Source organism: uncultured Sphingomonas sp. (assembly GCF_902806265.1).
Taxonomy (GTDB): domain Bacteria; phylum Pseudomonadota; class Alphaproteobacteria; order Sphingomonadales; family Sphingomonadaceae; genus Sphingomicrobium.
The window spans coordinates 1-24,199 of sequence record NZ_CADCVZ010000029.1; the positions used below are offsets into that span (position 1 = coordinate 1).

Consider the following 24,199-nt stretch of genomic DNA (forward strand, 5'->3'; position numbering starts at 1 on the left):
GGCGCCCTAGCATGCCCTTCTGGTTTGCGGCAGCGAGCATCGATAGAATATGCGCATTCTGGTTTCGGCAGCATTCGGTTGCAAGCTGTTCGGAAACTTCCAGGTCGACCGTCAGCAACAGCCAGAGCAGCCACACGATTTCGTGATGATGATTGAGGGCAAGGTGTCGCCGGATCAAATCGTAAGCAGCCTCTTTCCAGCCGTCGCGATCGATCGGCTGCCCTTCAGCCACTCTCTTAACGACCAACAGCGCTGCATAGTCGATCGCATGCGGATGATGGAACATGATACGCTGCAGATAGGGCTCGATGGTGTCCCACTTCCTCCCGTCATAAGCTCTTATCTGGTCCAACGTGCGGAGCGCAATTTTCGACCGGGCTGTCTGATCGGATTGCGTTCCCGATCGAGACGGCCTTGTTCAGGAACAGCACGAGATCGTTGATCTCTGAGGCGCCACGCCAGCTGTTGATGCTCCGGGCTGTTTGGCGGAGTTCCTGCGCCCAAAGGTCATTCAGGGGCTCGACACCCTTCATGATCGAGGTCTTACTATCATTCGCATGGGGGCTGTACCGTTGCAGCGTGTCTCGAAGCACGGAAAGGGCAGCTAACGCCTCCGCTTCACCGCCCAAGCCTATGTAGTAGTCGTCGACATGCCGGGCTGCACCGATAACGTTGGTGCCAAAAGCCGCCTTGAGGTCGACATCGAGCCCTGACATAAGGAATTCGGCGATGAGCCGGAATGCATCGGGGCCGGCGACTGCGGACTTAGTGCACGTTTGTTGCGGCATCCGAGGTAGGCCGAAGACGAAGCGTGCAGCCGAGCTGCCTATGCGAGGATTCGCATTATGCGATCGCGCAGGCTGAACGGATATTCGCTAACAGGTATCGCCGATCGCGGCCCTAACTACTGCCTGGGCGCAAAGCTGTCCCAAGCCGTGCATTGGACAACGGTGGCCGCGCCAAGTCCGGGCGGGCTACTGGACCCGCGTCACCTTGAGACCGCGCTGCTGCAGCATGGCCTGGACCGAGTTGTTGCCGGCCAGGTGCCCGGCGCCGACCGCCACCAGCACGGCTCCGGGCTGGCCCATGCGCCCCTCGATCCAGCGCGCCCAGTTGGCGTTGCGGCGACGCAGCAGCGCTTCGCTGAGCGCACTCGAGCCCGCCATGTCGTCGTTGAAAGTCTTGGCGATCGCCGCGACGTCGCCGCGGACCCAGGCCGCAAGCATGTCGTTGAATTGGTCGCGGACCTTTTCCGGCTGGTCCAGCGAGGCGATCAGCAGCGCGCGCTGCGCTTCCTCCGGCATGGTGTCGAAGAAGCCGAGCTGCTCGGCGTTGGTCTCGAGCTGGCCAACCGGCTTGCCCGCGGCGGTAAAGGCCTGCTTGAGCGTGGTCTCAACCCCCTCGTCGCCATGCAGGCCGATCGAGCGGAACTGGGTTCCGATCAGGGTGAAGGCAGCCGCCCAGGTCTCCAGCCGGTCGTAGGCGGCCGCGGGCACGCCCGAACGCGCGATGGCCGCCTGCAGCGCGGCCCGCTTGTCGGCGGGCACCCGGCTCAGCAGCGGCGGGGCGCTGGGATTGACGCCGAGGCGCGCCATGACCGCCATCAGCTCGGCCGGGTTCTTGGCGTCGATGATGGTCTCGACCACCAGCCCGTTGGAGCGCGCCACCGCCGCGTCCAGCTTGGGCGTGCGCCACTGGTAGCCGCGGGGCAGCAGGTGGATGGTGCCGAACAGGTAGACGATCGTGTCGCGGTCCTTGACCTGCCACAGCGCCGGGCGCGGGGCCGCCGACGTGCGCTGAGCCGGTGCAGCGCTGCCGCAGCCGGCCGCCAGCGTTGCAATGCTGAGGGCCGCGAGCCCCCGCTTGAACCAATGCTTCAATGTCATGCGCTCGGCCTTGCCCTCGCCTCGGTTAACAGCCGATGTAGGTGCGGCGGCTGCCCCGGTCCACTTGCCGAGCTTCCGCGCTGCTGCCAAAGCGCCGCCGGTGACCAGCACGGGCCTCAGCTTCCAGGACCTGATCCTCACCCTGCACCATTATTGGTCGGACCGCGGCTGCCTGATCCTCCAGCCTTACGACATGGAGATGGGGGCGGGGACCTTTCACCCGGCCACCGTGCTGCGGGCGCTCGGGGCCGAGCCGTGGAAGTGCGCCTATGTGCAGCCCTGCCGCCGCCCGACCGACGGGCGCTATGGCGAGAACCCGAACCGGCTGGGCCATTACTATCAGTATCAGGTCATGCTGAAGCCGAGCCCGCCGGACCTGCAGCAGCTTTACCTCGGCTCGCTGGACGCGATCGGCATCGATCCGCTCCGCCACGACATCCGCTTCGTCGAGGACGATTGGGAAAGCCCGACGCTGGGCGCCTGGGGGCTGGGCTGGGAAGTCTGGTGCGACGGGATGGAGGTGACGCAGTTCACCTATTTCCAGCAGGTCGGCGGCTTCGACTGCCGTCCGGTCGCGGGCGAGCTGACCTATGGGCTGGAGCGGCTGGCGATGTACATCCAAGGCGTCGACAATGTGTTCGACCTCCGGTTCAACAACGCGGGCGTGACCTATGGCGACGTGTTCCGCGAAAACGAGCGGCAGATGTCGACCTGGAACTTCGAGGTCGCGGGCACCGACGCGCTGTTCGACGGCTTCCGCAAGGCCGCGGCGGAGGCGGAGAACTCGCTGGGCGCGGGCCTAGCCATCCCAGCCTACGAGCAGGCGATCCGGGCGAGCCACATCTTCAACACGTTGCAGGCCCGCGGGGTGATCTCGGTTGCCGAGCGCCAGGCCTACATCGGCCGCGTCCGCGACCTCGCCAAGGCGGCGTGCGCCAAGTGGCTGGAGTGCCGGGGAGAGGCGGCGTGAGCACCGCCGACTTCCTGCTCGAACTCCTCTCGGAGGAGGTTCCGGCGCGGATGCAGGCGGGGGCCCGGAACAGCTTGGCGCGGATGTTTGCGGAAGAGCTGGACAAGGCGGGGCTGCGGGCGGAGGCGATCGAGACCTTCGCCACGCCCCGACGGCTGGCGCTGATCGCGCGGGGGCTGCCGGTGGCGACCGCCGCCGCCAGGGAGGAGCTGAAGGGGCCGCGTGCGTCCGCGCCGCCGCAGGCACTGGAGGGCTTCCTACGCAAGACCGGGCTGGCGCGGGAGCAGCTGGTCGAGCGCGACGGCGTGTTCTACGCGGTGATCGACAAGCCGGGGCAGGCGACCTCCGCGGTGCTCGGGCCGGCAATCGAGCGCATCGTCCGCGGCTTTCCCTGGCCAAAGTCGATGCGCTGGGGCGCGGCCTCCGCCAGCACCGCGTCGCTCCGTTGGGTGCGGCCGCTGCACGGCATCGTCGCGCTGCTCGGCGACGAGATCGTGCCGGTGGAGGTGGACGGCACCGCGAGCGGCGCGACCACCGTCGGCCACCGCTTCCATCATCCGGGGCCGATCACCCTGGCCGGCGCGAGCGACTACGCCGAGAAGCTGCGCGCATGCCATGTGATCGTCGACCAGGACGAGCGCGCCGCGATCATCCGCGATGGCGCGCGGGCGCTGGCGGACGGAGCGGGGCTGGATCTGGTCGAGGACGAGGGACTGGTCGCCGAGAACGCCGGGCTGACCGAATGGCCCGTGCCGCTGTTGGGACGCTTCGACGCCGACTATCTCGACGTCCCGCCCGAGGTCATCCAGCTGACCGCGCGGGTCAACCAGAAGTATTTCGTGCTGCGCGGCGACGAGGGCGCGCTCGCCGACGCCTTCATCTGCACCGCGAATATCGCCGCCAACGACGATGGGGCGGCGATCGTGGAGGGCAATCAGCGGGTGCTGGCTGCCCGGCTGGCCGACGCGCGCTTCTTCTGGGAGCAGGACCTCAAGGTTCCGTTGCAGCAGCAGGCAGCGAAGCTCGGACAGGTCGTGTTCCACGAGAAGCTCGGCACCGTCGCGGACAAGGTCGAGCGCGTCGCCAAGCTGGCGCGGTGGCTGGTCGAGGAGGGCGTGGTCAAGGGCGCGGATCCCGACCAGGCCGAACGCGCCGCCCGCCTGGCCAAGGCCGACCTCGTCACCGGCATGGTCGGCGAGTTCCCCGAGCTGCAGGGGGTGATTGGAGGCTATCTCGCCGAGCGCCAAGGCGAGCCGAAGGCGGTCGCCGATGCGGTGCGCGATCATTATGGCCTTAAAGCCCGCAACGGTGTGCCTGCTGCAGTCGCGTTAGCTGATCGCATCGACAATGTCCGATCGTTCTTCTCGATCGGTGAGAAGCCGACAGGTTCGCGCGACCCGTTCGCTGTTCGGCGCGCCGGGCTCGGGATAGTTTATTACGTGCTTGTTCGATCCTATCGGCTGAACCTGCGAGAGCTGCTCGGCCCTGAAGCTTTCGAGTTCATGGTTGATCGTTGGAAATTCCAGAACCGCGAAGCTGGCGGTCGACCTGACTTTATAGATGCGGTGATAGCCGTCAGTTCGGATGGTGACCTCGCTAGGTTGGGAGCGCGCATGGAAGCCCTACAATCCTTCGTCCAGACCGAGGACGGCGCGAACCTCGTCGCCGGCTACAAGCGGGCGGCGAACATTCTCAAGAAGGAGAATTGGTCGCTGCCGCGGGTGATGGCGGGGCCGGGGGAGCAGGCGATGCCGCAGACGGGGGAAGAGGACCCGCTGGTGCTGGTCGAGGAGCCCGCGATCGCGGAAGCGGTGCGGGAGATGGCCCAGGGCTCCGCCGCGCCGGACGATGCGCCGCCCGAGGAACAGGCGCTGGTGGCCGCGCTGGACGAGGCGGAGCCGCGGGCGGAGGCAGCGGTAGAGGCCGAGGACTTCCGCGCGGCCATGTCGGCCTTGGCCTCGCTCCGCCAGCCGATCGATGCTTTCTTCGACAAGGTGACGGTCAACGACCCCGCACCGCAGGTCCGTGCGCGCCGGCTTAACCTGCTCGCCCGCTTCCGCGATGCGGTGCACCGGGTCGCGGACTTCTCCAGCATCGAGGGCTGATCGGCTGTGCTCCCGCGAAGGCGGGAGCCCACGACTAGGCTCCCGCCTTCGCGGGAGCACAAGCTTCAGAAGCGCCGGTCGTCCGCCGGGCGCCGGTCGTCGCGGTCGGGGACGCCGTCGCGATCGACGTCGCGCCGCTGTCCGTCCCGACCGTGGATGTCGGTCACCCGCGAGGTCTCGTCGTCACGCGTCTCGACGAAGCGCGGGCCGTCACGGTGGCGCCCGGCGGCGGCGGTGCGCAGGCTGTCCTGCTCCCGCCATTCCTTTTCACGGCTGGTCCAGTGCGCTTCCCGATCCTTGCTCTCGCGCTCCAGCGTGCGGCGGCGCTCCACTTCCTCGTTGTAGCGCGTCTTCCACTTGCGACGGCCACCGCTGGTCAGCCACATGCCGACGAGCAGGCCGAGCGCAAAGACCAGTCCGAGGATGATCCATTGGTCGGGAGTGAAGGTCGTCATGGCCGTGTGTTCCCCTTGTCGCGTCCGTAACGACCTAGAGCGCGGGGACCGGACGGAAGTTCCGCCGCCCGCGCCACATGGCAAGCGGGCGGCGGTCTATCGGGAAGCGTTTACTTGCCGCCGCCGGCGATCATGCTGTCGCTGATCGAGCAGGCCGCGGGGCCGAGGATCACCACGAATAGGGTCGGCAGGATGAACAGGATCAGCGGAACGGTCATGATCGCGGGCAGGCGCGCGGCCTTTTCCTCGGCGCGCATCATGCGTTCGTTGCGGAACTCGGCTGACAGCACGCGCAGCGCGGAGGCGAGCGGGGTGCCGTATTTCTCGGTCTGGATCATGGTGGTGACCACGCCGCGCACCGCTTCCAGGTCGACCCGGCTGGCGAGATTCTCGAACGCCTGGCGCCGCTCGGCGAGGAAGCCCAATTCGATCGCAGTCAGGCCGAACTCGTCGCCGAGCTCCGGATAAGCTTTACCGAGCTCCTTGGCGACGCGCCCGAAGGCGGCGTCGACGGTGAGGCCCGCTTCGGCGCAGATGACCAGCAGGTCGAGCGCGTCGGGCAGGCCCTTGCGCACCGCATCGCTGCGCTTCTTGACCTTGTTGTTGAGCCACAGGTCGGGCGCCTTGTAGCTGCCGATCAGCGCGCCCGCGGTCACCCCGTATTTCTTGAAAGCACCCCAGTCGGGGAAGGTGTCGAGCACGTAGATCAGCACAATCGCCGCGCCGCCCAGCACCAACGGCAGCAGGAAGCGCGCGAGAATGATGAAGAAGGCCAGGTCCTTGGCCCGGATACCCGCCTGCATCAGCTTCAGCTGCGTCGCCTTGAGCTGATCGTCCTGCAGCATCTTGAAGCTGGACAGGATGCCGCGGACCTTGTCGGCGGCGGCATTCTTGTTGGTCAGCTTCTTGCGCTTGTTGGTGGAGGCGACGATGCCGGCTTTCAGTTGCTCGCGGCGTTCGTTGAGCGCCTTGACCCGGCGGGCCATGGGGTCGCGGACGGTGGTCGCGGCGTAAAGGGCGACGAGCACCGCCATGGTGGCCACTGCCGACAGCAGGGTCGCCACCCAGATGACGTCGAAACCGAGCAGGGTCGGACCGGAAGCAGGCTGCATGACGACAAAAGCCCCTTAGATCTCGAAGTTGACCATCTTGGCCATGATGAACACGCCAATGCCCATCCACAGGAGCCCGCCGAGCCCCGCGACGATCAGCCGGTCGTCGACGAAGAAGCCGGCCATGTATTCGGGGTTCATCATGTAGACCATGGTGAAGACGATGAAGGGGAGGGAGCCTACGATGTAGGCCGACGCCTTGGATTCGGAGCTCATGGCCTTGATCTTGAGCTTCATCTGCGCGCGCTTGCGCAGCACGTCGGCGAGGTTGGACAGGGTTTCGGCAAGGTTGCCGCCGGTCTCGCGCTGGATGTTGAGGGTGATCACGAAGAACTGGAACTCGGCCGTGCCGAGCCGCTCCGCGGTTTCTTGAAGCGCAGCATCCATGGTCCGGCCGATCTTCATCCGGTCGGCGACGGCCCGGAACTCGACGCCAACGGGGCCGGAGAGTTCGGTCGCGACGATCCCCAGCGTTTCGGTGATCGGCAACCCGGAGCGCAGGCCACGAACCATCAACTCGATCGCGTCGGGGAAGTTGGCATTGAACGCCGCGACCCGGCGCTTGATGAAAAAGCCGATCGCCAGGTGCGGGAAGCCGACACCCACGAACACGGCGAACAACAGCGACAAGGCCGCCGGCATGCCTTTGAGGAGGAGCAGGCCGGCGATAACCGTGACGATTCCGACGGTCGCGAGCCCATATTGGGCGAGGGTCCACGGCTTGCCGGTCTGCTCCAGCCGGCGGCGGAGCAGCGCCGGCTTGGGCATCAGGGTGGAAGCCCAGGTGTCCGCCCGGCTCTGCCGCTGCGCGAACAGTTTGCGGATCTGCGCATTGGCGTTAGCTGCCAGCAGGTTCTCGCTGTGCCGTTCCTTGATGAGCTCCATCCGGCGCTTGTAGGCCCTGGTCGGGGAGGGACCGCTGAACGCCGCTGCGAGCATGAACAGCATCAAGGCCGCGGCCCCTGCCATCAGCATCACCGTCGTAGTCGACATTGCTTCAATCCTTCCTGCCTGCCGCGTCCGCCCGAGCGGCGATCGCCGCCTCGGGAACCCGGGTCAGGCCGCGATCTTGGGCTTGTTCAGCATGGCCTTGAGGTTGCCGACGAGCGACTTGGATGCGGCGGGAGCGCCGGACTTGGCGGCGGCACCTTCTTCGGTCGCGTGGCTCAGCACCATGTTGCACAGCTGCAGGTAAGGCTGACCCGCCTTGCCGCCGGCGATCTCCGCGACCGGCTTGCCGAGCTTCGCGGCCTGGGCCGCCAGCTTGCCGTCTTCGCCGATCACAATGTCGACCGGGCGTTCGATCGATTGCTCGAAGTCCTTGCGGCTGATCTCCAGCGCGCCGCCGGTGGGCACCCGGTTGGCGATCACCAGCACCTTGGTCTGGGGCGCGTTGGCCTTGAGCCAGGCGAGGATCCGGATGGTGTCGCGGGTCGACGCCAGGGTCAGTTCGGAGACGACGGCCGCGACATGGGCATCGTGGACCATGTGCGGGAACTGGATCAACATGTGCCGCGGCAGGTCCAGTACCGTGGACTCGAACGCGCTGCGCATCTCTTCCTGCAGCTGGAAGAAGGCGGCGCCGTCCGTCATCAGCGGCGTGTTGATCGGCGCCTCGGCCGACAGCACGGACAGCCGCTCGTTGGCGCGAACCATGGCGCGTTCGATGAACAATCCGTCGATGCGGCTGGGGTTCTCCATCGCGTCGGTCAGCCCTCGTCCCGGCTCCAGGTCCAGCGCCAGGGCACCGGTGCCGAAATGGATGTCGAGGTCGAGCAGCGCGGTTGAACGGTGGGCCTTGTCGCCCAGCATCCAGGCGAGCGAGGTGGCGACCGTGGAGGCGCCAACGCCGCCGCGCACGCCGACCACCGCCGTCATCACATGCGGCCGGTCGACCTGCACCTCCCCGCGCGGGCCGGACAGGATCGACTGGGCGTGCGCGAAGGTGTCGCGGATCTGGTCGACGCTGAAGGGCTTGAGCAGATAATCGTGGATGCCGCTGGCGACGAGGTCGCGGTACAGGCGAACGTCGTTCACCTGGCCCGCCGCGATCACGATGGTGCCCGGTTCGCAAACCTCGGCGAGCGCATTGATGTCGTTCAGCGGGTCGGCGGACTCGGACAGGTCCACGAACAGGATGTTGGGGCTGGCGGCGACCGACAAGGTCTGCACTGCGTTGCGCAGCCCGCCCTTGTTGACCTTTTCCGGGCTCCAGCCGTGCTCAACCGCCAGCGGCCGGAGCAGGTCGGCGGTGGCGTCGTCGCAGACGAACGCCTGGAATGGGTCGCGGAGGCCCGCGCGCGCTTGAAAAGGAGCATTCATGGGATCGGCCTTCCGCTTACTTGGTGCTGACGGCTTGCACGCCGCCGCTTGTGGCCGGCTTGTTCCGGTAGGCGTTGACGGCCTTGGCCGAAGTGGCCGGGTCGACCACTGCGCCGCCCTCCTGGCCGTGGACCAGATCGCTGGGGTTGGCGATCATGGCGGCCAGATTGCCGTTCACCGAGCAACCAAAGTTCGACATGATGCGATTCTGGTAATTGGGCGAGGCGGGCTCGCTCCAGTTGGGACAGCCGGGAACGCTTGCCCGGTTGCGGCTGACCACCACCCGGACCGTGCCGTCGAGCATCGCGCCAACGGTGACCGGGGCGCCGCGCGAGACCATCAGGCCGTATTGGCCGGCAACCTGAGCTACTTCGCCGCGCACGGCGTCAGCGTAGGGGCCGTCGACGAAGATCGCGTCGCCGTAGCCAAGTTCCAGCCCGCGGAACCAGGCATCGAGGCGGCCTGCCTCGCCGGGCGCGAGCATGCCGCCGGGAGCGGCCGCGTCAAAGGCGTAATCGGTCCGGGCAACCACCGGCACGTTTAGGGCGGACACGCCGCGCTCCGGCTGGTCGCTGGGGGTGTGACCGCAGGCTCCAGCCGCCGAAGCGAGGAGCAGGAGGGCCAAGGTCTTGCGCATCGTGCGGTCTCCTGTCGAAGGGCGGGTCACAGCTTGAAGCCTGGCGCAGGGGCGGTCGTCGCGGCCGCGCCCGTGGTAGAGGCGCTGACGCCGGGCCGGACGGCTGAAGGCACGGCACGCGGTCCGGAGACGCCCTTGAAGATCTGACCTTCAAAGGTGAGCTCGGGGTCGCTCGGGGCGCGGTAGCCGTCGGTCGGCAGCGCCAAGCGGCCTGACGTCGGGCGCACCAGATAGGGCGTCACGATGATCACCAGCTCCGTTTCCTGCCGGCGGAAGTTGCTCGAGCGGAACAGTGTGCCAAGGATCGGCAGGTCGCCCAGGAACGGCGCCTTGTTGATGGCGGTGGTGTTCACGTTCCGAAGCAGGCCAGCGATCATGAAGGACTGGCCCGAGCCGAGCTCGACTGTTGTTTCCGCCCGTCGTGTGGTCAGCGCGGGGATGGAGAAGTCGCCGATCTTGATCGACCCTTCCGCACTGAGTTCGCTGACTTCGGGTCGAACACGCATGGAGATGCGGCCATCGGCAAGCACGATGGGCGTGAACGCCAAACCCACGCCGTACTGCTTGAACTCAACCGTAACGGCGCCTTGAGCTTGGCTCACCGGAACCGGGAACTCGCCCCCAGCCAGGAAGCTGGCAGTTTCGCCCGACAACGCCGTGAGATTCGGCTCGGCAAGGATCGAGGCCAAGCCGTCGTTCACTGCCAGGTTGAGGGTTGCCAGCAGGTCCAGGCCGAACAGTCTGCCAGCGCCAGCGAGGGTGGTGCCGGCCGTACCGAACTTGAATTGTTGTCCGGATGCATTGTTCGTGCCGGGGTCGCCCTGACCAATGCCGAACTGGAACCCGCCGGTCGTATCGCGGCTCAGCAGGTTCACGCCGATCTGCTTCAGCGCCGAGCGGTTGACCTCCGCGAACCTGACCTTGAGGTTGACCTGCAGCGGAGTGGCCGAGCGCAGCCGGCTGACGACCTGGGTGCCTTCGCCGACATAGGCTTGGGTCAGCTTCAGCGCCTCCGCCGCATCGTCCGGCGAGCTGACGGTGCCCGTCAGCAGCACCAGATTGTTCATCGGGACGGCCTGGATTTGCCCTTCAGGCATCGCCACCCGCAACATGTCCTGGACCGACGCGACGTTCGCGCCGACCCGGACGTTGGCCGAGTAGACCACCCGGCCGGCCTTGTCGGTGGCATAGACGGTGGTCTCGCCGCGCTGCTTGCCGAAGATATAGAGCTGGCTGTTCGAGCGGACCTGGACGTCGGCCACCGCGTCGTTGGCAATGAACAGGTCGGTCATCGGTGCCGGCAGGCGGACCAGCGTGCCGGTGCTCTGGGCTAGGTTCAGCGTCTCCGAGGGCCGGGCGGCCGAGGGCTGGGCCGCGGCGGGAGCGGCGAGGCCGACCGTGCCCGTGGTGAGGGCCAGTGCGGCAAGGGCGGTGCCCAGGCGCGAGTGGCGGCGGATGGTGGAACTGGTCATCTTAGCGAGCCCCCACTGGAACGTAGCTGACATTGTTGCCGCGGCTCACCCGGACCATCGGTCCCGCGGGACGCGCTTCCCCCGAAGCACTGCTCGCGACGTTGACCGGCGGTTCGATCCGCACCGGCGGCGCGGACGGCGGCGCAGCCGGACGAGCCGGGACCGTGCGCCGCTGGAAGCGCGACACGTCGCCGCCGGTGCTGTAGGTGCCCGCCACGTCGGTAGGCTGGTTGGCAAGGGCGAGCAGCAGGCGCCGCTCCTCCGCCGGGGTGCTGCCGGCCGGCAGCTTGACCTGGCCCGAAGCCACGACCCGCTCCAGCTCAGCCGTGTTGTCGGCCAGCGAACGCAGGGACAGCGTCAGGGCGCCTAGCGTTTGGGCAACGACCATCTTCTCCGCGATCCGCGGGGTGGCCTCCACGGTGACGTTGCTGAAGGTCTTGACCAGCGGCTTGCCGTCCTCACCCTTGCGGTCCACCGCCTGGTCCGTGGCGAGCACCCGTACGTTGCGGACGATCGTCTCCGATACCTTGAGCGGGGGGCCATCGCCGCCGCCGACCACTTCCTGCGTCAGGACCACGTCGACCCGGTCACCCGGGAAGACGAAGCCGGAAACTCCGCCGATCACGTTCACCGGAACGGTGACCGCACGCATGCCCGGCCCGAGCGCCGCGGCGAGAAAGCCGCGGTCGTTGGGCCCGACCAGGGAACCGCGGGTCAGCGGCTGGCCGGCCGTGATCGGCTGGCGCACCACCGTTCCAAGCAGCGACTGCATGTTGCTGTCGGGCTGGCCTTCCTGGTAGTAGGCGTTCTGGATAAGGTCCTTGGGCCAAGGCTGGAAGGTGAAGCTCTCCGCATCGACGATGGTCCCGACGGTGAGGGCCTTCTTGGAGACCAGGATCCTCGGCCCAACCGGAACGGCGGCCGCTTCCGCGCTCGGCGCCGAGGCACCGGTGAACATGTTCTTGGCCATGATCGCAGTCACCGCGGCAACCAGCAGCGCTCCGACCAGAAGCGCGATCTTCTTCACATCCATGGCGTATCCGCCTCCCCCGAATGGGTTCCCTTGATCGTCTCAGACATCAGGCAAATTGGTTAAGATATCGTTCGGCGAGAATGGCCCAGCCGCCCGCCGCAATGGCCACGCCGTACGGGATCTTGGGTCGGCCCTGCTGGGCCCGCGCGCGGTGGATCAGCAGGATGAGCAGCGTCAGCACGCCCCCTGCGATCGACATTACGACCAGCATCTTGACCGTCGCGAGTGGCGGAAACCACAGCGCCACCGCCGCGGCCAGCTTGACGTCCCCGCCGCCCATCATCCCGGCCGCGAAGGCGAGGGCGAGCAACCCGAAGACGAGCAGGGCGACGCCGATCCGGATCGCGACATCCGGCCACAAGGCCAGCTCGACGGACCACCAGAAGAGCGGCGCCAGAACGGCGATGAGCAGGTTCAGCCGGTTGGGGATGGTGTAGGTGCGGACGTCGATTCCGGCGGCCAGCAGCAGCAGCAGCCCCAGGGCGAGGAGCAGCGCGTCAGGCAGCCATAAGGTGAATGCGGCGTTCATCATGGCTGAGGCCTAGACGAGCCGTCTTTCCAAACCGTAACCGGCGAGCCGCAATGGACCGCGTCGACGTTCTGATTATTGGAGGCGGGATTGCCGGGGCCAGCTTGGGCGCAGCCCTGGCCCCGCACCTTCGCGTGCTGCTGGCGGAGGCGGAGGACGTGCCCGGCCAGCATGCGACTGGCCGGTCGGCTGCTTTCTGGCACGAAGGCTATGGCGGAGCGCTGGTCGCGCCGCTGACCCGAGCGAGCCGGCCATCATTGGAGTTGGGCGGCTATCTCAGCCCGCGTGGCGCCATCCATCTCGCGCGGGCAGGCGACGCCATCGAGATCGTTCCGGGTTGCGCGGTGGAGCCGCTCGATCGGGCGGCGCTGGAGCGGCTACTACCTGGGTTGCGGCCGCAGTGGGTGCGCGGCCTGGACGAGCCTGCCGTGGCCGACATCGATGTCAGCGGGCTGCACCAGGCATACCTGTCCGAGCTGCAAGCGAATGCGGGTGCCGTGCGAACGGGCATGCGGCTGATGTCCGCCGAGCGGCGCCCCGGGCGCTGGCTCGCGCGGTTCGAGCGCGGGGAGGAGATCGCGGCGGACGTCATCGTCAACGCGGCGGGCGCCTGGGCCGACCCGGTGGCGGAGCGCTGCGGCGTGCGGCCGCTGGGCATCGCCCCAAAGCGGCGGACCATGGTGCAGCTGCGGCTCGGGCGAACGGGGCTGCAGCGGCTGCCGCTGGTGATCGCTGCGGACGGCAGCTTCTACTTCAAGGGTGAGGGCGACCGGTCGATCTGGCTCAGCCCGCACGACGAGGTCGCAACGGACCCGTGCGACGCGGCGCCCGAGGAGCTGGACGTCGCGGTCGCGATCGATCGCTTCAGCCAGGTGGTCGATTGGCCGGTCGAGCGGGTGGAGCGGAGCTGGGCGGGGCTAAGGAGCTTTGCGCCCGACCGGCTGCCGGTGTTCGGGTTCGATCGCGACGCGGCTGGCTTCTTCTGGTGCGCGGGGCAGGGCGGCTTTGGCATCCAGACGGCGCCGGCGGCGGCTGCGCTGTGTGCGGCGCTGATCCTCGGGAAGGGCGAGGTGCCGGTCGATCCGGCGCCCTACGATCCGAGGCGGCTTAGCTCGTCACCCCGGCCCTGAGCCGGGGTCCCCTGTCCTTCCTCTGCTGGTCGATGAAGGTGGAAGGCGGATCCCGGGTCAAGCCCGGGATGACGCAGGGGACCGCATCCCATCCGCCGCAATGCACGCCAGCTTGTCGACGCGCTCGTTCTCCGGGTGCCCGGCGTGCCCGCGCACCCACTTCCACTCGATCCGGTGAACCGCCGCGGCTTCGCACAGCTCCTGCCACAGCTCGGCGTTCTTGACGGGCTTCTTGTCGGCGGTGCGCCAGCCGTTTCGGCGCCAGTTGTGGACCCACTTGGTGATGCCGTCGCGGACGTACATGCTGTCGGTGTGCAGCACGACCCGGCAGGGCCGCTTCAATGCCTGGAGCCCGCGGATGGCGGCCAGCAACTCCATCCGGTTGTTGGTGGTCAGCGGCTCGCCGCCCGACAGCTCGCGTTCGTTGCCGCCCATCCGGAGCAGCGCCGCCCAGCCGCCCGGACCCGGGTTGCCGCGGCAGGCGCCGTCGGTGAACAGCTCAACTGCCGGCAGTTCGGTCATGGCTGGACGATCAGGCGACGAGTTCGCGCGGAAGCTTGAAGGTCATGCCTTCCGGCACATGCTCGGCTTCTTCGACCTGCAGCGTGTAGCGTCGTGCCAGCGTGTCGAGCACTTCCTGGACCAGCACCTCGGGGGCCGAGGCGCCTGCCGTCAGCCCGAGATTTCGTGCGTCGCCGAGCCAATCCCAATCCATCTCCCCCGCGCGCTGGATCAACCGGGCCGGAACGCCTTCGCGCTCGGCGACCTCCACCAGCCGCACCGAGTTGCTGCTGTTGGGGGCGCCGATCACCAGCAGCCGGTCGCATCGTGACGCGATGGCCTTGACCGCGGCCTGGCGGTTGGAGGTGGCGTAGCAGATGTCCTCGCCGCGGGGCGCGCGGATGCCGGGAAAGCGCGCTCGGAGCGCCGCGACGATCGCCGCCGTATCGTCGACCGACAAGGTGGTTTGGGTGAGAAACGCCAGATTGTCCGGGTCCGCGGGTCGGAGCGTCGCGACGTCCCCAACGGTTTCGACCAGGGTCATTGCCCCGGCCGGAACCTGGCCGAAGGTGCCGATCACTTCCGGGTGGCCGGCGTGGCCGATGAAGATGATGTGCCGCCCGGCCTCGATCAGCCGCTCGGCCTGGCGGTGGACCTTGCTGACCAGCGGGCAGGTGGCATCGAGGTAGTCGAGCCCACGCTCCTGCGCGGCGGCCGGGACCGCCTTGGGCACGCCGTGCGCGGAGAATACGACGGGTAGGCCGTCGGGAACCTCGTCAAGCTCTTCCACGAAGATCGCGCCGAGCCGGCGCAGGCGGTCGACCACGAACTTGTTGTGGACGATCTCGTGCCGGACGTAGACGGGCGCACCGTAGCGCTCGAGGGCGAGCTCGACGATCTTGATCGCCCGGTCCACCCCGGCGCAGAAGCCCCGCGGTGCGGCGATGACGACGGTCAACGGAGGGAGAGAAGACAGCATGGGCGCGATGTAAGCGATTGCTTGCAGCCTTGAAAGGCGCTTCCTATGGATGCGCGCCACCACGCACCTCCTCGGTAAGGACGCATCCCTCGTGAAACTCACCCTGGTTCCGCTGACGATCGCCATGCTGTTGGCCACCTCCTGCTCGCGCAGCGGGGACATTGTCGCGGGCGGCGTTTATACCAAGCGCAGCGGCTGCCCGCAGGTGGCCATCCCTGGTGCGACCGGCGACATCACCCTGTTCGACCCGGCTGGCAACAGCACGGCGGCGGCGATCGACGTGGTCGCGACAATCACCAACCTGCGTTCGACCTGCACGGAGGACACGCAGAACTTGGTGTCCACGGCCACCTTCGACGTGGTCGCGACCCGCCGCAATCCGTCGCAGCCGCGGCAGGTCGTGCTGCCCTTCTACTCGGTCGCAGTGCAGGGCGGCACCGCCGTGGTCGCCAAGAAGGTCGGGGCCGTGGCGCTGGATTTCCCGGCCGGCGGGCTGCGCGCCTCGACCAACAGCCAGTCGATCGTCCGCGTTGCCCGCTCGGCCGCCGCGCTCCCCGCGGGAGTGCGGCGTGAACTTACCCGGGAGCGCAAGGCCGGCGACCCGAACGCCGCGGTGGACCCGCTGTCCGATCCCAAAATCCGCGACGCGGTCGCCCGCGCGACCTTCGAGCACCTGGTCGGTTTTCAACTGACACAGGACCAGTTGCGCTACAACGCGACGCGCTGAACCGTTCGGCGGGGCGTTGACTTCACCCGTCCGCACAGCCAAGGCTTCGCCCGTCTTCCGCCAGGCAACTGGTGGAGGCGCGCGCGGGAGAGTGTGGCGGGCGACCGTCGCCGCCGAAGGAGCAACCGCCCCCGGAATCTCTCAGGCACCGAGGACCGCGCGCGACAAGGGACGTCTGGAAAGTGTCCGTCTTGCCTTGAGCGGGGCGGAACGCCGAAGGGGCAAAGCTCTCAGGCCGCAAGCGACAGACGGGGGTTCGTGATCCGGAGGGCGGCGACGCGCTTCGCACGGACTTGCCCGGGAGTGCTTGATCGATGGCCGACGCCGACACGCTTGAACTGACCCAGACCTTGCCGCTGGATGGCTGGCATCGTGCGCGCGGCGGGCGGATGGTGCCGTTCGCCGGCTACCACATGCCCGTCCAGTATGAGGGCATCATGGCCGAGCATCAATGGACGCGCGAGTCGGCCGGCCTGTTCGACGTCAGCCACATGGGCCAGCTGATGCTGACCGGCAGCGGCGCCGCCGAGGCGCTCGAAGCGCTGCTGCCTGGCGACATCAAGGGGCTCAAGCCCGGGCGCCTCCGCTACTCGCTGCTCCTGAACGAGACGGGCGGGATCATCGACGATCTTATGGTGACCAACGTTTCGCGCGGGGACGAAGAGGCCTTCTACCTGGTCGTGAACGGCGCCACCAAGCATGGCGACATCGCCAATCTGCGCGAGCGCTTGCCGGAATTGGTGGCGCTCGAGCATCTGGAAGACCGTGGCCTGCTCGCCCTGCAGGGACCTCGCGCAGCGGAGGTGCTGGAAGGCGTGTTCCCCGGCGTCCCCGACGAGCTGAGCTTCATGCAGGGTACCTCTCGGGAGTGGGGAGGGGTGGCCATTGGCATCAGCCGCTCCGGCTACACCGGCGAAGACGGGTTCGAGCTGTCGGTTCCCGTCAGCCATGCCGATAAGCTGGCCAACGCCCTGACCTCAGACGAGCGCGTCCGGCCGATCGGCCTCGGTGCGCGCGACTCGCTGCGGCTGGAAGCCGGGCTGCCGCTCTACGGGCACGACCTGGACGAGCGGACCACGCCGGTGATGGCCGACCTCGGCTTCGCCATCTCCAAGCGCCGCCGGGCTGAGGGCGGGTTTGCCGGGGCCGAGCGGATCCTCCTCGAGCTGGAGCAAGGGCCGGTGCAGAAGCGGGTCGGCCTTACGGTCGAGGGACGCCAGCCGGTCCGCGAGGGCGGACGCATCCTCGATGGCGAGGGCAACGAGATCGGCCGGGTGACCAGCGGCGGCTTCGCGCCGTCGCTGGGACGGCCGATCGGCATGGGCTACGTCGCAGCCGCCTTGGGCGCGCCCGGAACTCCGCTGACCCTGGAGCAGCGCGGCAAGCTGTTCCCCGCCGCCGTCGCGCCGACACCGTTCGTCCAACACCGCTACCACCGCAAGGGAGCCGCCTGAATGAGCCTCTACTTCACCAAGGAACATGAGTGGATTCGAGTCGAGGGCGACACCGCCACCGTCGGCATCTCCGAACATGCGCAGCACGCGCTGGGCGATATCGTGTTCGCGGAAGCGCCCGAGCCCGGCCGCCAGCTGAACAAGGGCGACGAGGCGGCCGTGGTGGAATCGGTGAAGGCCGCGAGCGACGTCTACTCGCCCATCAGCGGCGAGGTGATCGAAGCCAACCAGGCGATCGCCGACGAGCCCGCCCTGATCAACACCGACCCGGAAGGCGAAGGCTGGTTCTTCAAGCTGCGCCTGACCGACCGGTCGGAACTGGAAGGGCTGATGGACGAGCCCAGCTACCGCGAGTGGTCGTCCAAGCTTTGATCGATACGCTCGCCTCGACCAGCAAGTGGGACGCGGGCGACTACGCCCGGGCTGGCGGCTTCGTGCCCGCGCTTGGCGCGGCGGCGCTGGAGCTGCTGGATCCGCAGCCGGGTGAAGCGATCCTGGACGTGGGCTGCGGCGACGGCACGCTGACCATCCAGATCAAGGAGCGCGGGGCCGATGTGGTCGGCATCGACAACAGCCTGTCGATGATCGGTGCGGCGAGAAGCAAGGGGCTCGATGCGCGCTTGATGGACGCGGCCCAGCTGAAGTTCGGGGAAGCTTTCGACGCGGCATTCTCCAACGCCACCTTGCACTGGGTGCTGGACAAGGAACGGGCGGCGCGGGCGATCTGGTTTGCGCTGAAGCCCGACGGCCGGTTCGCCGGTGAGTTCGGAGGGGCCGGCAACCTGCGCCGGTTGCGTCAGGCGCTGAATGACGAATTGAGGTCCCGAGGTTACCGGCCGCCGCTTGGACAGGCGAATTGGTACCCCACCGCTGAAGAGTTTGCCGGCGTCTACGAAGCCGCCGGCTTCCGCGGCGTCGAGGCCGAGCTGATCGAACGGCCGACACGGCTCGAGCATGGCGTGGAAGGCTGGGTCGGCGTGTTCCGCGCCGGCTGGCTCGATGCGGCGGCAGTGCCGCCCGATGAGCGAGCCGACATCGCGAAAGCCGTTGCGGAACGGCACGGCAGCGACATCGCCGACTATATCCGCCTAAGATTTACCATGAGGAAGCCGTCCTAGATGCGTTACCTGCCCCTGTCCGATGCCGACCGCAGCGCCATGCTCGAGGTCGTCGGCGCCGGTTCGATCGATGAACTGTTCCGCGATGTTCCCGAGAGCGCGCGGCAGAGCGGACCCATCGCCGGCCTGCCGCACCACGCCTCCGAGCTGGCGGTGGAGCGGCACCTCGCCAAGCGCGCCCGCAAGAACATCCCCGCGGGTGAAGTGCCCTTCTTTCTCGGCTGTGGCGCGTACAAGCACCATATCCCGGCGAGCGTCGACCACCTGATCCAGCGCGGCGAGTATCTGACCGCCTACACGCCCTACCAGCCGGAGATCGCGCAGGGCACGCTGCAGGTGCTGTTCGAGTTCCAGAGCCAGGTCGCGCGGCTATATGGCTGCGAGGTGGCGAACGCGTCGATGTACGACGGCTCCACCGCCTGCTGGGAAGCGATCGGCATGGCGCGGCGGATCACCCGGCGAACCAAGGCGGTGGTCTCGTCCGGGCTGCACCCGCATTACGTCTCGGTGTGCAAGACCATGGCGCGCTTTACCGGCGACACGCTGGAGACCGCGGTGCCGGAGCTGGGCGCGGAGACCGATGGCGAGCGGCTGATCGCCGCCATCGACCGCGAGACCAGCGCGGTTGTGGTGCAGTACCCCGACATCCTTGGGCGCATCGCCGACCTCCAGCCGATCGCCGATGCGGCGCACGCTGCCGGTGCGCTGCTGATCGCAGTGGTGACCGAGCCCGTGGCGCTGGGTGCAATCCGCGCGCCGGGCGAGATGGGCGCCGACATCGTCGTTGGCGAGGGCCAGTCGATCGGCGTCGGGCTGCAGTTCGGCGGTCCCTATGTGGGCCTGTTCGCCTGCCGCGAGAAGCACGTCCGGCAGATGCCGGGGCGGATCGCCGGAGAGACGGTGGACGCGGAGGGCAAGCGCGGCTTCGTGCTGACGCTCAGCACCCGCGAGCAGCACATCCGCCGCGAAAAGGCGACCAGCAACATCTGCACCAACTCGGGGCTGTGCGCACTGGCCTTCTCCATCCACATGACCCTGCTCGGCGAGAAGGGGCTGCGGCAGCTTGCTGCGCTGAACCATGCCCGCGCGGTTGAGGTGGCCGAGCGGCTGGCGGCGATCCCCGGCGTGCGGCTGGTCAACGACAGCTTCTTCAACGAGTTCACTCTGGAGCTGCCGGTCGAGGCGCGGCCGGCGGTGCACGCGATGGTGGAGCGTGGGGTGCTCGGCGGTGTGTCGCTGGGGCGCCTCTACCCCGTCGTTGACGCGCTGGCGAACGGGCTGGTGGTGGCAGTTACCGAGACTGTAACCGACGAGCACATCGACGCGCTCGAAGGGGCGCTCAAGGAGGTGGTGGCGTGACGATCAACCAGAGCGGCTGGAAGCCGGCGGCCCCCGTGGCTGGGCCGGGCGACACCGGCACCATCACCGGCAACCGCGCGCTGATGCTGGAAGAAGCGCTGATCTTCGAGATCGGCGACACGGACACGACCGGGGTGGACTTCGCGGACGGGGAAGCGGGCAAGTCTCGCCTCGGCAATCTCGCCCGCACGTCCGAGATCGGGCTGCCGGGCCTCACCGAGCCTGAGACCGTGCGCCACTATACGCGCCTGTCGCGCCAGAACTACGCCATCGACCTCGGCCTGTTCCCGCTCGGCTCGTGCACCATGAAGCACAATCCGCGCCTCAACGAGAAGGTCGCGCGGCTGCCGGGCTTCGCGGACATCCACCCGCTGCAACCGCGGGAAACGGTGGGCGGTGCGCTGGAGGTCATCAACGAGCTGGCGTTCTGGCTGATCGACCTCACCGGCATGCATGGCGTGGCGATGAGCCCCAAGGCCGGCGCGCACGGCGAGCTGTGCGGCCTCTTGTGCATTCGGGCCGCGCTGGAAGCCCGGGGCGACGCGCGCGAGGTGGTGCTGGTGCCCGAAAGCGCGCACGGCACCAATCCGGCGACAGCGGCCTTTTGCGGCTACCGCGTCGAGAACATTCCCGCGACCGACGGTGGCCGGGTCGACCTGGAGGCGCTCAAAGGGCGACTTGGACCCGATGTCGCGGCGGTGATGATCACCAACCCGAACACCTGTGGGCTGTTCGAGCCGGACATGAAGGCGATCAGCGACGCGGTCCATGCCGCTGGCGGGTTCGTCTACTGCGACGGCGCCAACTTCAATGCGATCGTCGGCAAGGTGCGGCCGGGCGACCTCGGCATCGACGCCATGCACATCAACCTCCACAAGACCTTTTCCACCCCGCATGGCGGCGGCGGTCCGGGCTCGGGCCCGGTGGTGCTGTCGGAAGCGCTGTCGCCCTACGGACCGCTGCCCTACACCGCCCGCACCGCCGATGGCGTCGTGCACCTGGTCGAGGAGGAGCAGGCCGAGGAGTTCAGCCAAGTCCACTTTGGCGGCGCGATGCAGAGCTTCGGGCGGATGACCGCCTTCCACGGACAGATGGGCATGTTCACCCGGGCGCTGGCCTACATCCTCAGCCACGGGGCGGACGGGCTCAAGCAAGTCGCCGAGGACGCGGTGCTCAACGCCAACTATGTGCTCCGCAGCCTGGAGGACGTGCTCGATGCGCCGTTTGCGCGTTCGGGACCGTGCATGCACGAGGCCATCTTCTCCGACGCGGGCTTTGCCGGGGGCATTACTACGCTCGATCTCGCAAAGGCGCTGATCGACGAAGGCTTCCACCCGATGACCATGTACTTCCCGCTGGTGGTGCACGGCGCGATGCTGGTGGAGCCGACCGAAACCGAGTCCAAGGCGGCGCTTGACCAGTTCATCGCTGCGCTCCGCTCGATCGCCGAGCGGGCGCGGGCGGGGGACGAGAGCCTCAAGTCGGCGCCGGTCTACGCCCCGCGGCGGCGGCTCGACGAGACGCTGGCTGCCAGGAAGCCGGTGATCGGTTGGAAGACGCCGGCGCCCGACGCCCCTAAGATAAGCGGCCGGAACGAGGTCGGCGGGCAGTAGCGGCATGAGCTGGCCGGCGCTGTTCGGGCTGACCAATCTGGTCGCCGTTCTCGGCTGGCTCGCCCTTCTGCTGCTTCCCCGCAGGCCGGCGGTCCACTCGCTGGTGCTGTTCGCGTGCGTCGGTCTGCTGTGCCTCGCCTATGCCGCGATGGTCGGCGCGCTGGTGCTCGGCGGTGCCGACCCCGGCCGGGTCGCGTTAGCGGGGACCCCGGAGCTGGCCGATTACAGCATCCCCGGGCTTCGCGCCCTGTTCATGAGCGATGCGGGGCTGGTGATCGGTTGGACCCACTATCTCGCATTCGACCTGTTCGTCGGCCTGTGGATCGCGCGCGACGCCGACGCGAAGGAGGTCAGCCGCTGGGTCCAGCTGCCCGTCCTGCTGCTGACCTTCCTCGCGGGTCCGCTCGGCCTGCTCTTGTGGCTCCTACTGCGCGAGGGACGCGCGCGCCGAGCCGCCCGATTGCCCGCATGAAGCTGCGCTCGCCGGCCGCCGCGCGCAACGTCGGTCCGATCGGCGACGTCTTGGCGGAGTGGCTGCCCGCCGGCGGGCTGGTGCTGGAGGTGGCGAGCGGGAGCGGCGAGCATGCGCTGGCGTTCGCGCGGCGCTTCCCGGACCTCGACTGGCAGCCGAGCGACCCCGACGCAGCGGCGCTCGCGTCCACCGCCCAATGGCGGGCAGAGGAAGGACCGCGCAACCTGCTGCCGCCCGTTCGCCTTGACGTGGCGGAGCGCGAGTGGCCGGTGGTCACCGCTAAGGCCGTGCTGTCGATCAACATTGTGCACATCAGCCCGTGGGAGGCCTCGCTCGGGCTGCTCGCCGGCGCGGCGCAGCTGCTTGCCGCCGGCGGACCGCTGATCCTCTACGGGCCGTGGATCGTCGACGGGGAGGAGACTGCGCCCTCCAACCTCCTGTTTGACGCCGACCTCAAGCGCAGAAGCCCTTCCTGGGGTCTGCGCCGCGTCGCCGTCTTTGCGGAGGAGGCCGCGAAGCGCGGCCTGACGCTCGAGGCCGAGCGCGCCATGCCGGCCAACAACCGCATGCTGCTGTTCAGGTCCGCGACCGGCTGAAGCGTTCCCACAAGGTCCAGCAGATGAGGAGCCAGAGCAGGCCGAGGCACCAGCCGCCGACCACGTCGCTCGGCCAATGCACGCCCAGCATCGGCCTGGTCGATCCAATAAGCAGGCTTAGCGTAACGGCGGCGACCAGCCCGCCCGCCCGCCAGCGCTCGGGCAAGGCAATCAGTGCGATCGCGCCGAAGGTGATCATCGTGTTGCCCGCATGTCCGCTCGGAAAGCTTTGGGAAAAGACGTACACGGGATGCGTGTCCAGCGTCGGGCGCGGCCGGCCTACCGCCATCTTGGTGAGCTCGATCAGCAGCCGGCCGCCGACGACCGTAGCCAGCAGCGCGATGGCGGCCGGGCGATGCCGCGCGGCCGTCGCCAGCGCGGCTGCGGCTGCGGCAGGGATCAATGCCGCCGATCCGCCCAGGTGCGTGAGAAAGATCAGCGCCCCCGCAGCGTCCGGATAGCGGGCACGCCAGCCCACGAAGTGCCCCACCACCGCTGCATCGCCGTACAACCCCCCGCCCCCGGATAGTCCGGCCACGAGGACGATCAGCAGCAGGGCGGAGGCGAGGATCAGGCGGAAGGGCATGGCTCTCGTTAAACGAAGTTTTACCCTCTCGGTCTACTGGCTTGGGCATGGACTTGAGCAGCGCGAGTCAGAATCGCCGCCAAAGGCGTAGCCAGGTACTGCTGGCGGCTTCACTGGAGCTTTCGGGCGGGTCCGTGGCGGTCAGGATGCGCAACCTGTCGGCCGAGGGCGCGCTGGTCGAAGGCGACGGCTTGCCCGTCGAGGGATCGTCCGTCGTGTTCCGGCGCCAGGACCTGTGCGTCGCCGCCAAGGTGGTGTGGGTGCGCGAACAGCGTGCCGGCCTGTCCTTCGACGAACCGCTAACGCCTGAAATCGTGCTGCGCCACATTCCGACACCGCGCGCCCGTGTGTTGCCGGAATTCAAGCGGCCGGGCATCTCCGGTCAGATGACCGAAGCCGAACGCCTCAGCGCGGCCGAATGGATGTGGCGGTCGGGTCAGGATCCCGCCGTCAAGTAGAACCGATTGGGGAGCGCAGCTTCAGCCCCGCTGCTGCCGCAACCATCCTACCAGCGTCGCCAACGGCAACGGTTGATTGAACGACAGTCCGGCGAAGCCGCCGTGGTTCCAGCAGACGGCCCCCGGTTGCGGCGGTAGGCCGGGCAGGGTGACCACCACCTCAGCATTGACCGGCAGCTCGGCGGCGAGTTCGACTTTGACTCCGCCTTGCGAGATATCCGCCGCTCGCAGGCGAAAGGTGGAGGCGCCATGGCGGACGTAGATCAGCGCATCCGTTTCGACCCGGGGCGTCCGGGGACGCGGACCGCGGCCATCGTGCGCCAGAATGTCGACCAGGTCGATGGGTGCGGCGAAGGTCACGCCAGCCTGGCCATCGCGAGTCCAGCTGACCCGGCCAGCGACCGACACGCCGGTCTTCAGCTCCACTTCGATCGGCTGCTCCGGTTCGGCTTCGCAGTAGAGCTGCAGCATCATGCCGCCCGACGACATGTTCTTGATGAGGCACAGCTCGCGGTGGCTTGCGATCACTACCACGCCCACGCGGAGAAGCGTGAGGTGCCGCTCGCCGCTGCGCCGGTCGCTTGGCTGCGGCGGGCGTTCGCTAAGCGAATACAACGTCGTCTGGACCGGTGCCCTGTTCACCCGCCACTCCCCGCAAGCTGACGGCCGAGTTCCGCATTGCTCA

General features: G+C 68.1%; 27 protein-coding genes and 1 riboswitch. Of the genes, 12 read left to right on the plus strand and 15 right to left on the minus strand.

Annotated elements, in window-relative coordinates:
• From QZX62_RS06545 to QZX62_RS06555, 3 genes are all read right to left on the minus strand, one after another.
• Window positions 1-352, minus strand: a 352-nt coding sequence (locus QZX62_RS06545) for a hypothetical protein (protein WP_294173085.1), incomplete at its 3' end; no start/stop codon positions are given.
• Window positions 330-788 (minus strand): hypothetical protein, encoded by a 459-nt coding sequence (locus QZX62_RS06550; protein ID WP_294173088.1) that lies wholly within the window; start codon window positions 786-788, stop codon window positions 330-332. The genes QZX62_RS06550 and QZX62_RS06545, both read right to left, overlap by 23 nt.
• Window positions 789-974: 186 nt before the next feature.
• Window positions 975-1,886: a TraB/GumN family protein gene (locus QZX62_RS06555; protein ID WP_294173090.1), complete on the minus strand. Its 912-nt coding sequence runs from the start codon at window positions 1,884-1,886 to the stop codon at window positions 975-977.
• A gap of 100 nt (window positions 1,887-1,986) precedes the next feature.
• Between QZX62_RS06555 and QZX62_RS06560 the strand changes: the two genes are divergently transcribed.
• Both QZX62_RS06560 and glyS read left to right on the plus strand, forming a co-directional pair.
• Window positions 1,987-2,856, plus strand: a complete 870-nt coding sequence (locus QZX62_RS06560; protein WP_294173092.1) for a glycine--tRNA ligase subunit alpha — start codon at window positions 1,987-1,989, stop codon at window positions 2,854-2,856.
• Window positions 2,853-4,961 (plus strand): glycine--tRNA ligase subunit beta, encoded by a 2,109-nt coding sequence (glyS, locus tag QZX62_RS06565; protein WP_294173096.1) that lies wholly within the window; start codon window positions 2,853-2,855, stop codon window positions 4,959-4,961. Before QZX62_RS06560 ends, glyS begins: the two co-directional genes overlap by 4 nt.
• Window positions 4,962-5,026: 65 nt before the next feature.
• Here glyS and QZX62_RS06570 read toward each other — a convergent pair whose 3' ends face one another.
• The 8 genes from QZX62_RS06570 to QZX62_RS06605 form a co-directional block, all read right to left on the minus strand.
• A complete protein-coding gene (locus tag QZX62_RS06570; RefSeq protein WP_294173098.1) occupies window positions 5,027-5,416 on the minus strand; it encodes a hypothetical protein in 390 nt (129 codons plus the stop codon).
• Between the two features lie 110 nt (window positions 5,417-5,526).
• The gene (locus tag QZX62_RS06575; protein WP_294173099.1) at window positions 5,527-6,528 is read right to left on the minus strand and encodes a type II secretion system F family protein; all 1,002 of its coding nucleotides are present in this window, start codon (window positions 6,526-6,528) and stop codon (window positions 5,527-5,529) included.
• Between the two features lie 15 nt (window positions 6,529-6,543).
• Window positions 6,544-7,521 (minus strand): type II secretion system F family protein, encoded by a 978-nt coding sequence (locus QZX62_RS06580; RefSeq protein ID WP_294173101.1) that lies wholly within the window; start codon window positions 7,519-7,521, stop codon window positions 6,544-6,546.
• 63 nt (window positions 7,522-7,584) lie between these two features.
• A complete protein-coding gene (locus QZX62_RS06585; protein ID WP_294173103.1) occupies window positions 7,585-8,850 on the minus strand; it encodes a pilus assembly protein CpaE in 1,266 nt (421 codons plus the stop codon).
• A 16-nt stretch (window positions 8,851-8,866) separates the two neighbouring features.
• Window positions 8,867-9,487 (minus strand): CpaD family pilus assembly lipoprotein, encoded by a 621-nt coding sequence (locus tag QZX62_RS06590; RefSeq protein ID WP_294173104.1) that lies wholly within the window; start codon window positions 9,485-9,487, stop codon window positions 8,867-8,869.
• A gap of 26 nt (window positions 9,488-9,513) precedes the next feature.
• Window positions 9,514-10,959, minus strand: coding sequence for a type II and III secretion system protein family protein (locus QZX62_RS06595; RefSeq protein ID WP_294173105.1), 1,446 nt, complete (start codon window positions 10,957-10,959; stop codon window positions 9,514-9,516).
• A gap of 1 nt (window position 10,960) precedes the next feature.
• Entirely contained in the window at window positions 10,961-11,992 is a 1,032-nt protein-coding gene (cpaB, locus tag QZX62_RS06600) for a Flp pilus assembly protein CpaB (RefSeq protein ID WP_294173107.1), read from the minus strand.
• A gap of 46 nt (window positions 11,993-12,038) precedes the next feature.
• Window positions 12,039-12,524: a prepilin peptidase gene (locus tag QZX62_RS06605; protein WP_294173109.1), complete on the minus strand. Its 486-nt coding sequence runs from the start codon at window positions 12,522-12,524 to the stop codon at window positions 12,039-12,041.
• A 50-nt stretch (window positions 12,525-12,574) separates the two neighbouring features.
• On the opposite strand from QZX62_RS06605, the gene QZX62_RS06610 reads away from it, so the two are divergent.
• The gene (locus QZX62_RS06610; protein WP_294173111.1) at window positions 12,575-13,651 is read left to right on the plus strand and encodes an FAD-dependent oxidoreductase; all 1,077 of its coding nucleotides are present in this window, start codon (window positions 12,575-12,577) and stop codon (window positions 13,649-13,651) included.
• Window positions 13,652-13,708: 57 nt separating this feature from the next.
• On the opposite strand, the gene rnhA is transcribed toward QZX62_RS06610, so the two are convergent.
• Together rnhA and ispH are read right to left on the minus strand one after the other, a co-directional pair.
• The gene (gene rnhA, locus QZX62_RS06615; protein WP_294173112.1) at window positions 13,709-14,173 is read right to left on the minus strand and encodes a ribonuclease HI; all 465 of its coding nucleotides are present in this window, start codon (window positions 14,171-14,173) and stop codon (window positions 13,709-13,711) included.
• 10 nt (window positions 14,174-14,183) lie between these two features.
• Complete coding sequence (gene ispH, locus QZX62_RS06620) at window positions 14,184-15,131, minus strand: 4-hydroxy-3-methylbut-2-enyl diphosphate reductase (protein ID WP_294173114.1); 948 nt, start codon at window positions 15,129-15,131, stop codon at window positions 14,184-14,186.
• Between the two features lie 91 nt (window positions 15,132-15,222).
• Between ispH and QZX62_RS06625 the strand changes: the two genes are divergently transcribed.
• The 8 genes from QZX62_RS06625 to QZX62_RS06660 all read left to right on the plus strand — a co-directional run bounded on the left by QZX62_RS06625 (window position 15,223) and on the right by QZX62_RS06660 (window position 22,470).
• The gene (locus QZX62_RS06625; protein ID WP_366926188.1) at window positions 15,223-15,858 is read left to right on the plus strand and encodes a hypothetical protein; all 636 of its coding nucleotides are present in this window, start codon (window positions 15,223-15,225) and stop codon (window positions 15,856-15,858) included.
• A gap of 74 nt (window positions 15,859-15,932) precedes the next feature.
• Window positions 15,933-16,026, plus strand: a riboswitch (glycine riboswitch).
• A 146-nt stretch (window positions 16,027-16,172) separates the two neighbouring features.
• Window positions 16,173-17,312 (plus strand): glycine cleavage system aminomethyltransferase GcvT, encoded by a 1,140-nt coding sequence (gene gcvT / locus QZX62_RS06630; protein WP_294173115.1) that lies wholly within the window; start codon window positions 16,173-16,175, stop codon window positions 17,310-17,312.
• Window positions 17,313-17,684 carry a glycine cleavage system protein GcvH gene (gcvH, locus tag QZX62_RS06635; protein ID WP_294173116.1) on the plus strand — a complete coding sequence of 124 codons (372 nt, stop codon included), beginning with the start codon at window positions 17,313-17,315 and terminating at the stop codon, window positions 17,682-17,684.
• Window positions 17,681-18,430 carry a trans-aconitate 2-methyltransferase gene (locus QZX62_RS06640; protein ID WP_294173117.1) on the plus strand — a complete coding sequence of 250 codons (750 nt, stop codon included), beginning with the start codon at window positions 17,681-17,683 and terminating at the stop codon, window positions 18,428-18,430. The genes gcvH and QZX62_RS06640 overlap by 4 nt, the downstream gene beginning before the upstream one ends.
• Window positions 18,431-19,789 carry an aminomethyl-transferring glycine dehydrogenase subunit GcvPA gene (gcvPA, locus tag QZX62_RS06645; protein WP_294173118.1) on the plus strand — a complete coding sequence of 453 codons (1,359 nt, stop codon included), beginning with the start codon at window positions 18,431-18,433 and terminating at the stop codon, window positions 19,787-19,789.
• Between the two features lie 2 nt (window positions 19,790-19,791).
• On the plus strand, window positions 19,792-21,402 hold the full coding sequence (gcvPB, locus tag QZX62_RS06650) for an aminomethyl-transferring glycine dehydrogenase subunit GcvPB (RefSeq protein ID WP_294173153.1): 1,611 nt from the start codon (window positions 19,792-19,794) through the stop codon (window positions 21,400-21,402).
• A gap of 4 nt (window positions 21,403-21,406) precedes the next feature.
• Window positions 21,407-21,874 (plus strand): abscisic acid-deficient protein Aba4 family protein, encoded by a 468-nt coding sequence (locus QZX62_RS06655; protein ID WP_294173119.1) that lies wholly within the window; start codon window positions 21,407-21,409, stop codon window positions 21,872-21,874.
• Window positions 21,871-22,470 carry a DUF938 domain-containing protein gene (locus QZX62_RS06660; RefSeq protein ID WP_294173120.1) on the plus strand — a complete coding sequence of 200 codons (600 nt, stop codon included), beginning with the start codon at window positions 21,871-21,873 and terminating at the stop codon, window positions 22,468-22,470. The genes QZX62_RS06655 and QZX62_RS06660 overlap by 4 nt, the downstream gene beginning before the upstream one ends.
• On the opposite strand, the gene QZX62_RS06665 is transcribed toward QZX62_RS06660, so the two are convergent.
• The gene (locus QZX62_RS06665) at window positions 22,451-23,056 is read right to left on the minus strand and encodes a phosphatase PAP2 family protein (RefSeq protein ID WP_294173121.1); all 606 of its coding nucleotides are present in this window, start codon (window positions 23,054-23,056) and stop codon (window positions 22,451-22,453) included. The two genes, QZX62_RS06660 and QZX62_RS06665, sit on opposite strands and share 20 nt — an antisense overlap.
• 47 nt (window positions 23,057-23,103) lie before the next feature.
• Here QZX62_RS06665 and QZX62_RS06670 point away from each other — a divergent pair, with 47 nt between their 5' ends.
• A complete protein-coding gene (locus tag QZX62_RS06670) occupies window positions 23,104-23,514 on the plus strand; it encodes a PilZ domain-containing protein (RefSeq protein ID WP_294173122.1) in 411 nt (136 codons plus the stop codon).
• 21 nt (window positions 23,515-23,535) lie between these two features.
• Here the strand turns inward: QZX62_RS06670 and QZX62_RS06675 are convergent, their stop codons facing one another.
• The gene (locus QZX62_RS06675) at window positions 23,536-24,156 is read right to left on the minus strand and encodes a PilZ domain-containing protein (protein WP_294173125.1); all 621 of its coding nucleotides are present in this window, start codon (window positions 24,154-24,156) and stop codon (window positions 23,536-23,538) included.
• Window positions 24,157-24,199 lie beyond the last annotated feature (43 nt).

Coding starts and splice junctions, on each gene's coding strand:
- QZX62_RS06585 (WP_294173103.1), bottom strand. CDS start 8,850: ATGAATGCTCCTTTTCAAGCGCGCGCGGGCCTCCGCGACCCATTCCAG.
- gcvT (WP_294173115.1), top strand. CDS start 16,173: ATGGCCGACGCCGACACGCTTGAACTGACCCAGACCTTGCCGCTGGAT.
- cpaB (WP_294173107.1), bottom strand. CDS start 11,992: ATGGATGTGAAGAAGATCGCGCTTCTGGTCGGAGCGCTGCTGGTTGCC.
- QZX62_RS06555 (WP_294173090.1), bottom strand. CDS start 1,886: ATGACATTGAAGCATTGGTTCAAGCGGGGGCTCGCGGCCCTCAGCATT.
- QZX62_RS06575 (WP_294173099.1), bottom strand. CDS start 6,528: ATGCAGCCTGCTTCCGGTCCGACCCTGCTCGGTTTCGACGTCATCTGG.
- gcvPA (WP_294173118.1), top strand. CDS start 18,431: ATGCGTTACCTGCCCCTGTCCGATGCCGACCGCAGCGCCATGCTCGAG.
- gcvH (WP_294173116.1), top strand. CDS start 17,313: ATGAGCCTCTACTTCACCAAGGAACATGAGTGGATTCGAGTCGAGGGC.
- rnhA (WP_294173112.1), bottom strand. CDS start 14,173: ATGACCGAACTGCCGGCAGTTGAGCTGTTCACCGACGGCGCCTGCCGC.
- QZX62_RS06605 (WP_294173109.1), bottom strand. CDS start 12,524: ATGATGAACGCCGCATTCACCTTATGGCTGCCTGACGCGCTGCTCCTC.
- QZX62_RS06670 (WP_294173122.1), top strand. CDS start 23,104: ATGGACTTGAGCAGCGCGAGTCAGAATCGCCGCCAAAGGCGTAGCCAG.
- ispH (WP_294173114.1), bottom strand. CDS start 15,131: ATGCTGTCTTCTCTCCCTCCGTTGACCGTCGTCATCGCCGCACCGCGG.
- QZX62_RS06550 (WP_294173088.1), bottom strand. CDS start 788: ATGCCGCAACAAACGTGCACTAAGTCCGCAGTCGCCGGCCCCGATGCA.
- QZX62_RS06570 (WP_294173098.1), bottom strand. CDS start 5,416: ATGACGACCTTCACTCCCGACCAATGGATCATCCTCGGACTGGTCTTT.
- QZX62_RS06595 (WP_294173105.1), bottom strand. CDS start 10,959: ATGACCAGTTCCACCATCCGCCGCCACTCGCGCCTGGGCACCGCCCTT.
- QZX62_RS06610 (WP_294173111.1), top strand. CDS start 12,575: ATGGACCGCGTCGACGTTCTGATTATTGGAGGCGGGATTGCCGGGGCC.
- QZX62_RS06665 (WP_294173121.1), bottom strand. CDS start 23,056: ATGCCCTTCCGCCTGATCCTCGCCTCCGCCCTGCTGCTGATCGTCCTC.
- QZX62_RS06660 (WP_294173120.1), top strand. CDS start 21,871: ATGAAGCTGCGCTCGCCGGCCGCCGCGCGCAACGTCGGTCCGATCGGC.
- QZX62_RS06580 (WP_294173101.1), bottom strand. CDS start 7,521: ATGTCGACTACGACGGTGATGCTGATGGCAGGGGCCGCGGCCTTGATG.
- QZX62_RS06655 (WP_294173119.1), top strand. CDS start 21,407: ATGAGCTGGCCGGCGCTGTTCGGGCTGACCAATCTGGTCGCCGTTCTC.
- QZX62_RS06590 (WP_294173104.1), bottom strand. CDS start 9,487: ATGCGCAAGACCTTGGCCCTCCTGCTCCTCGCTTCGGCGGCTGGAGCC.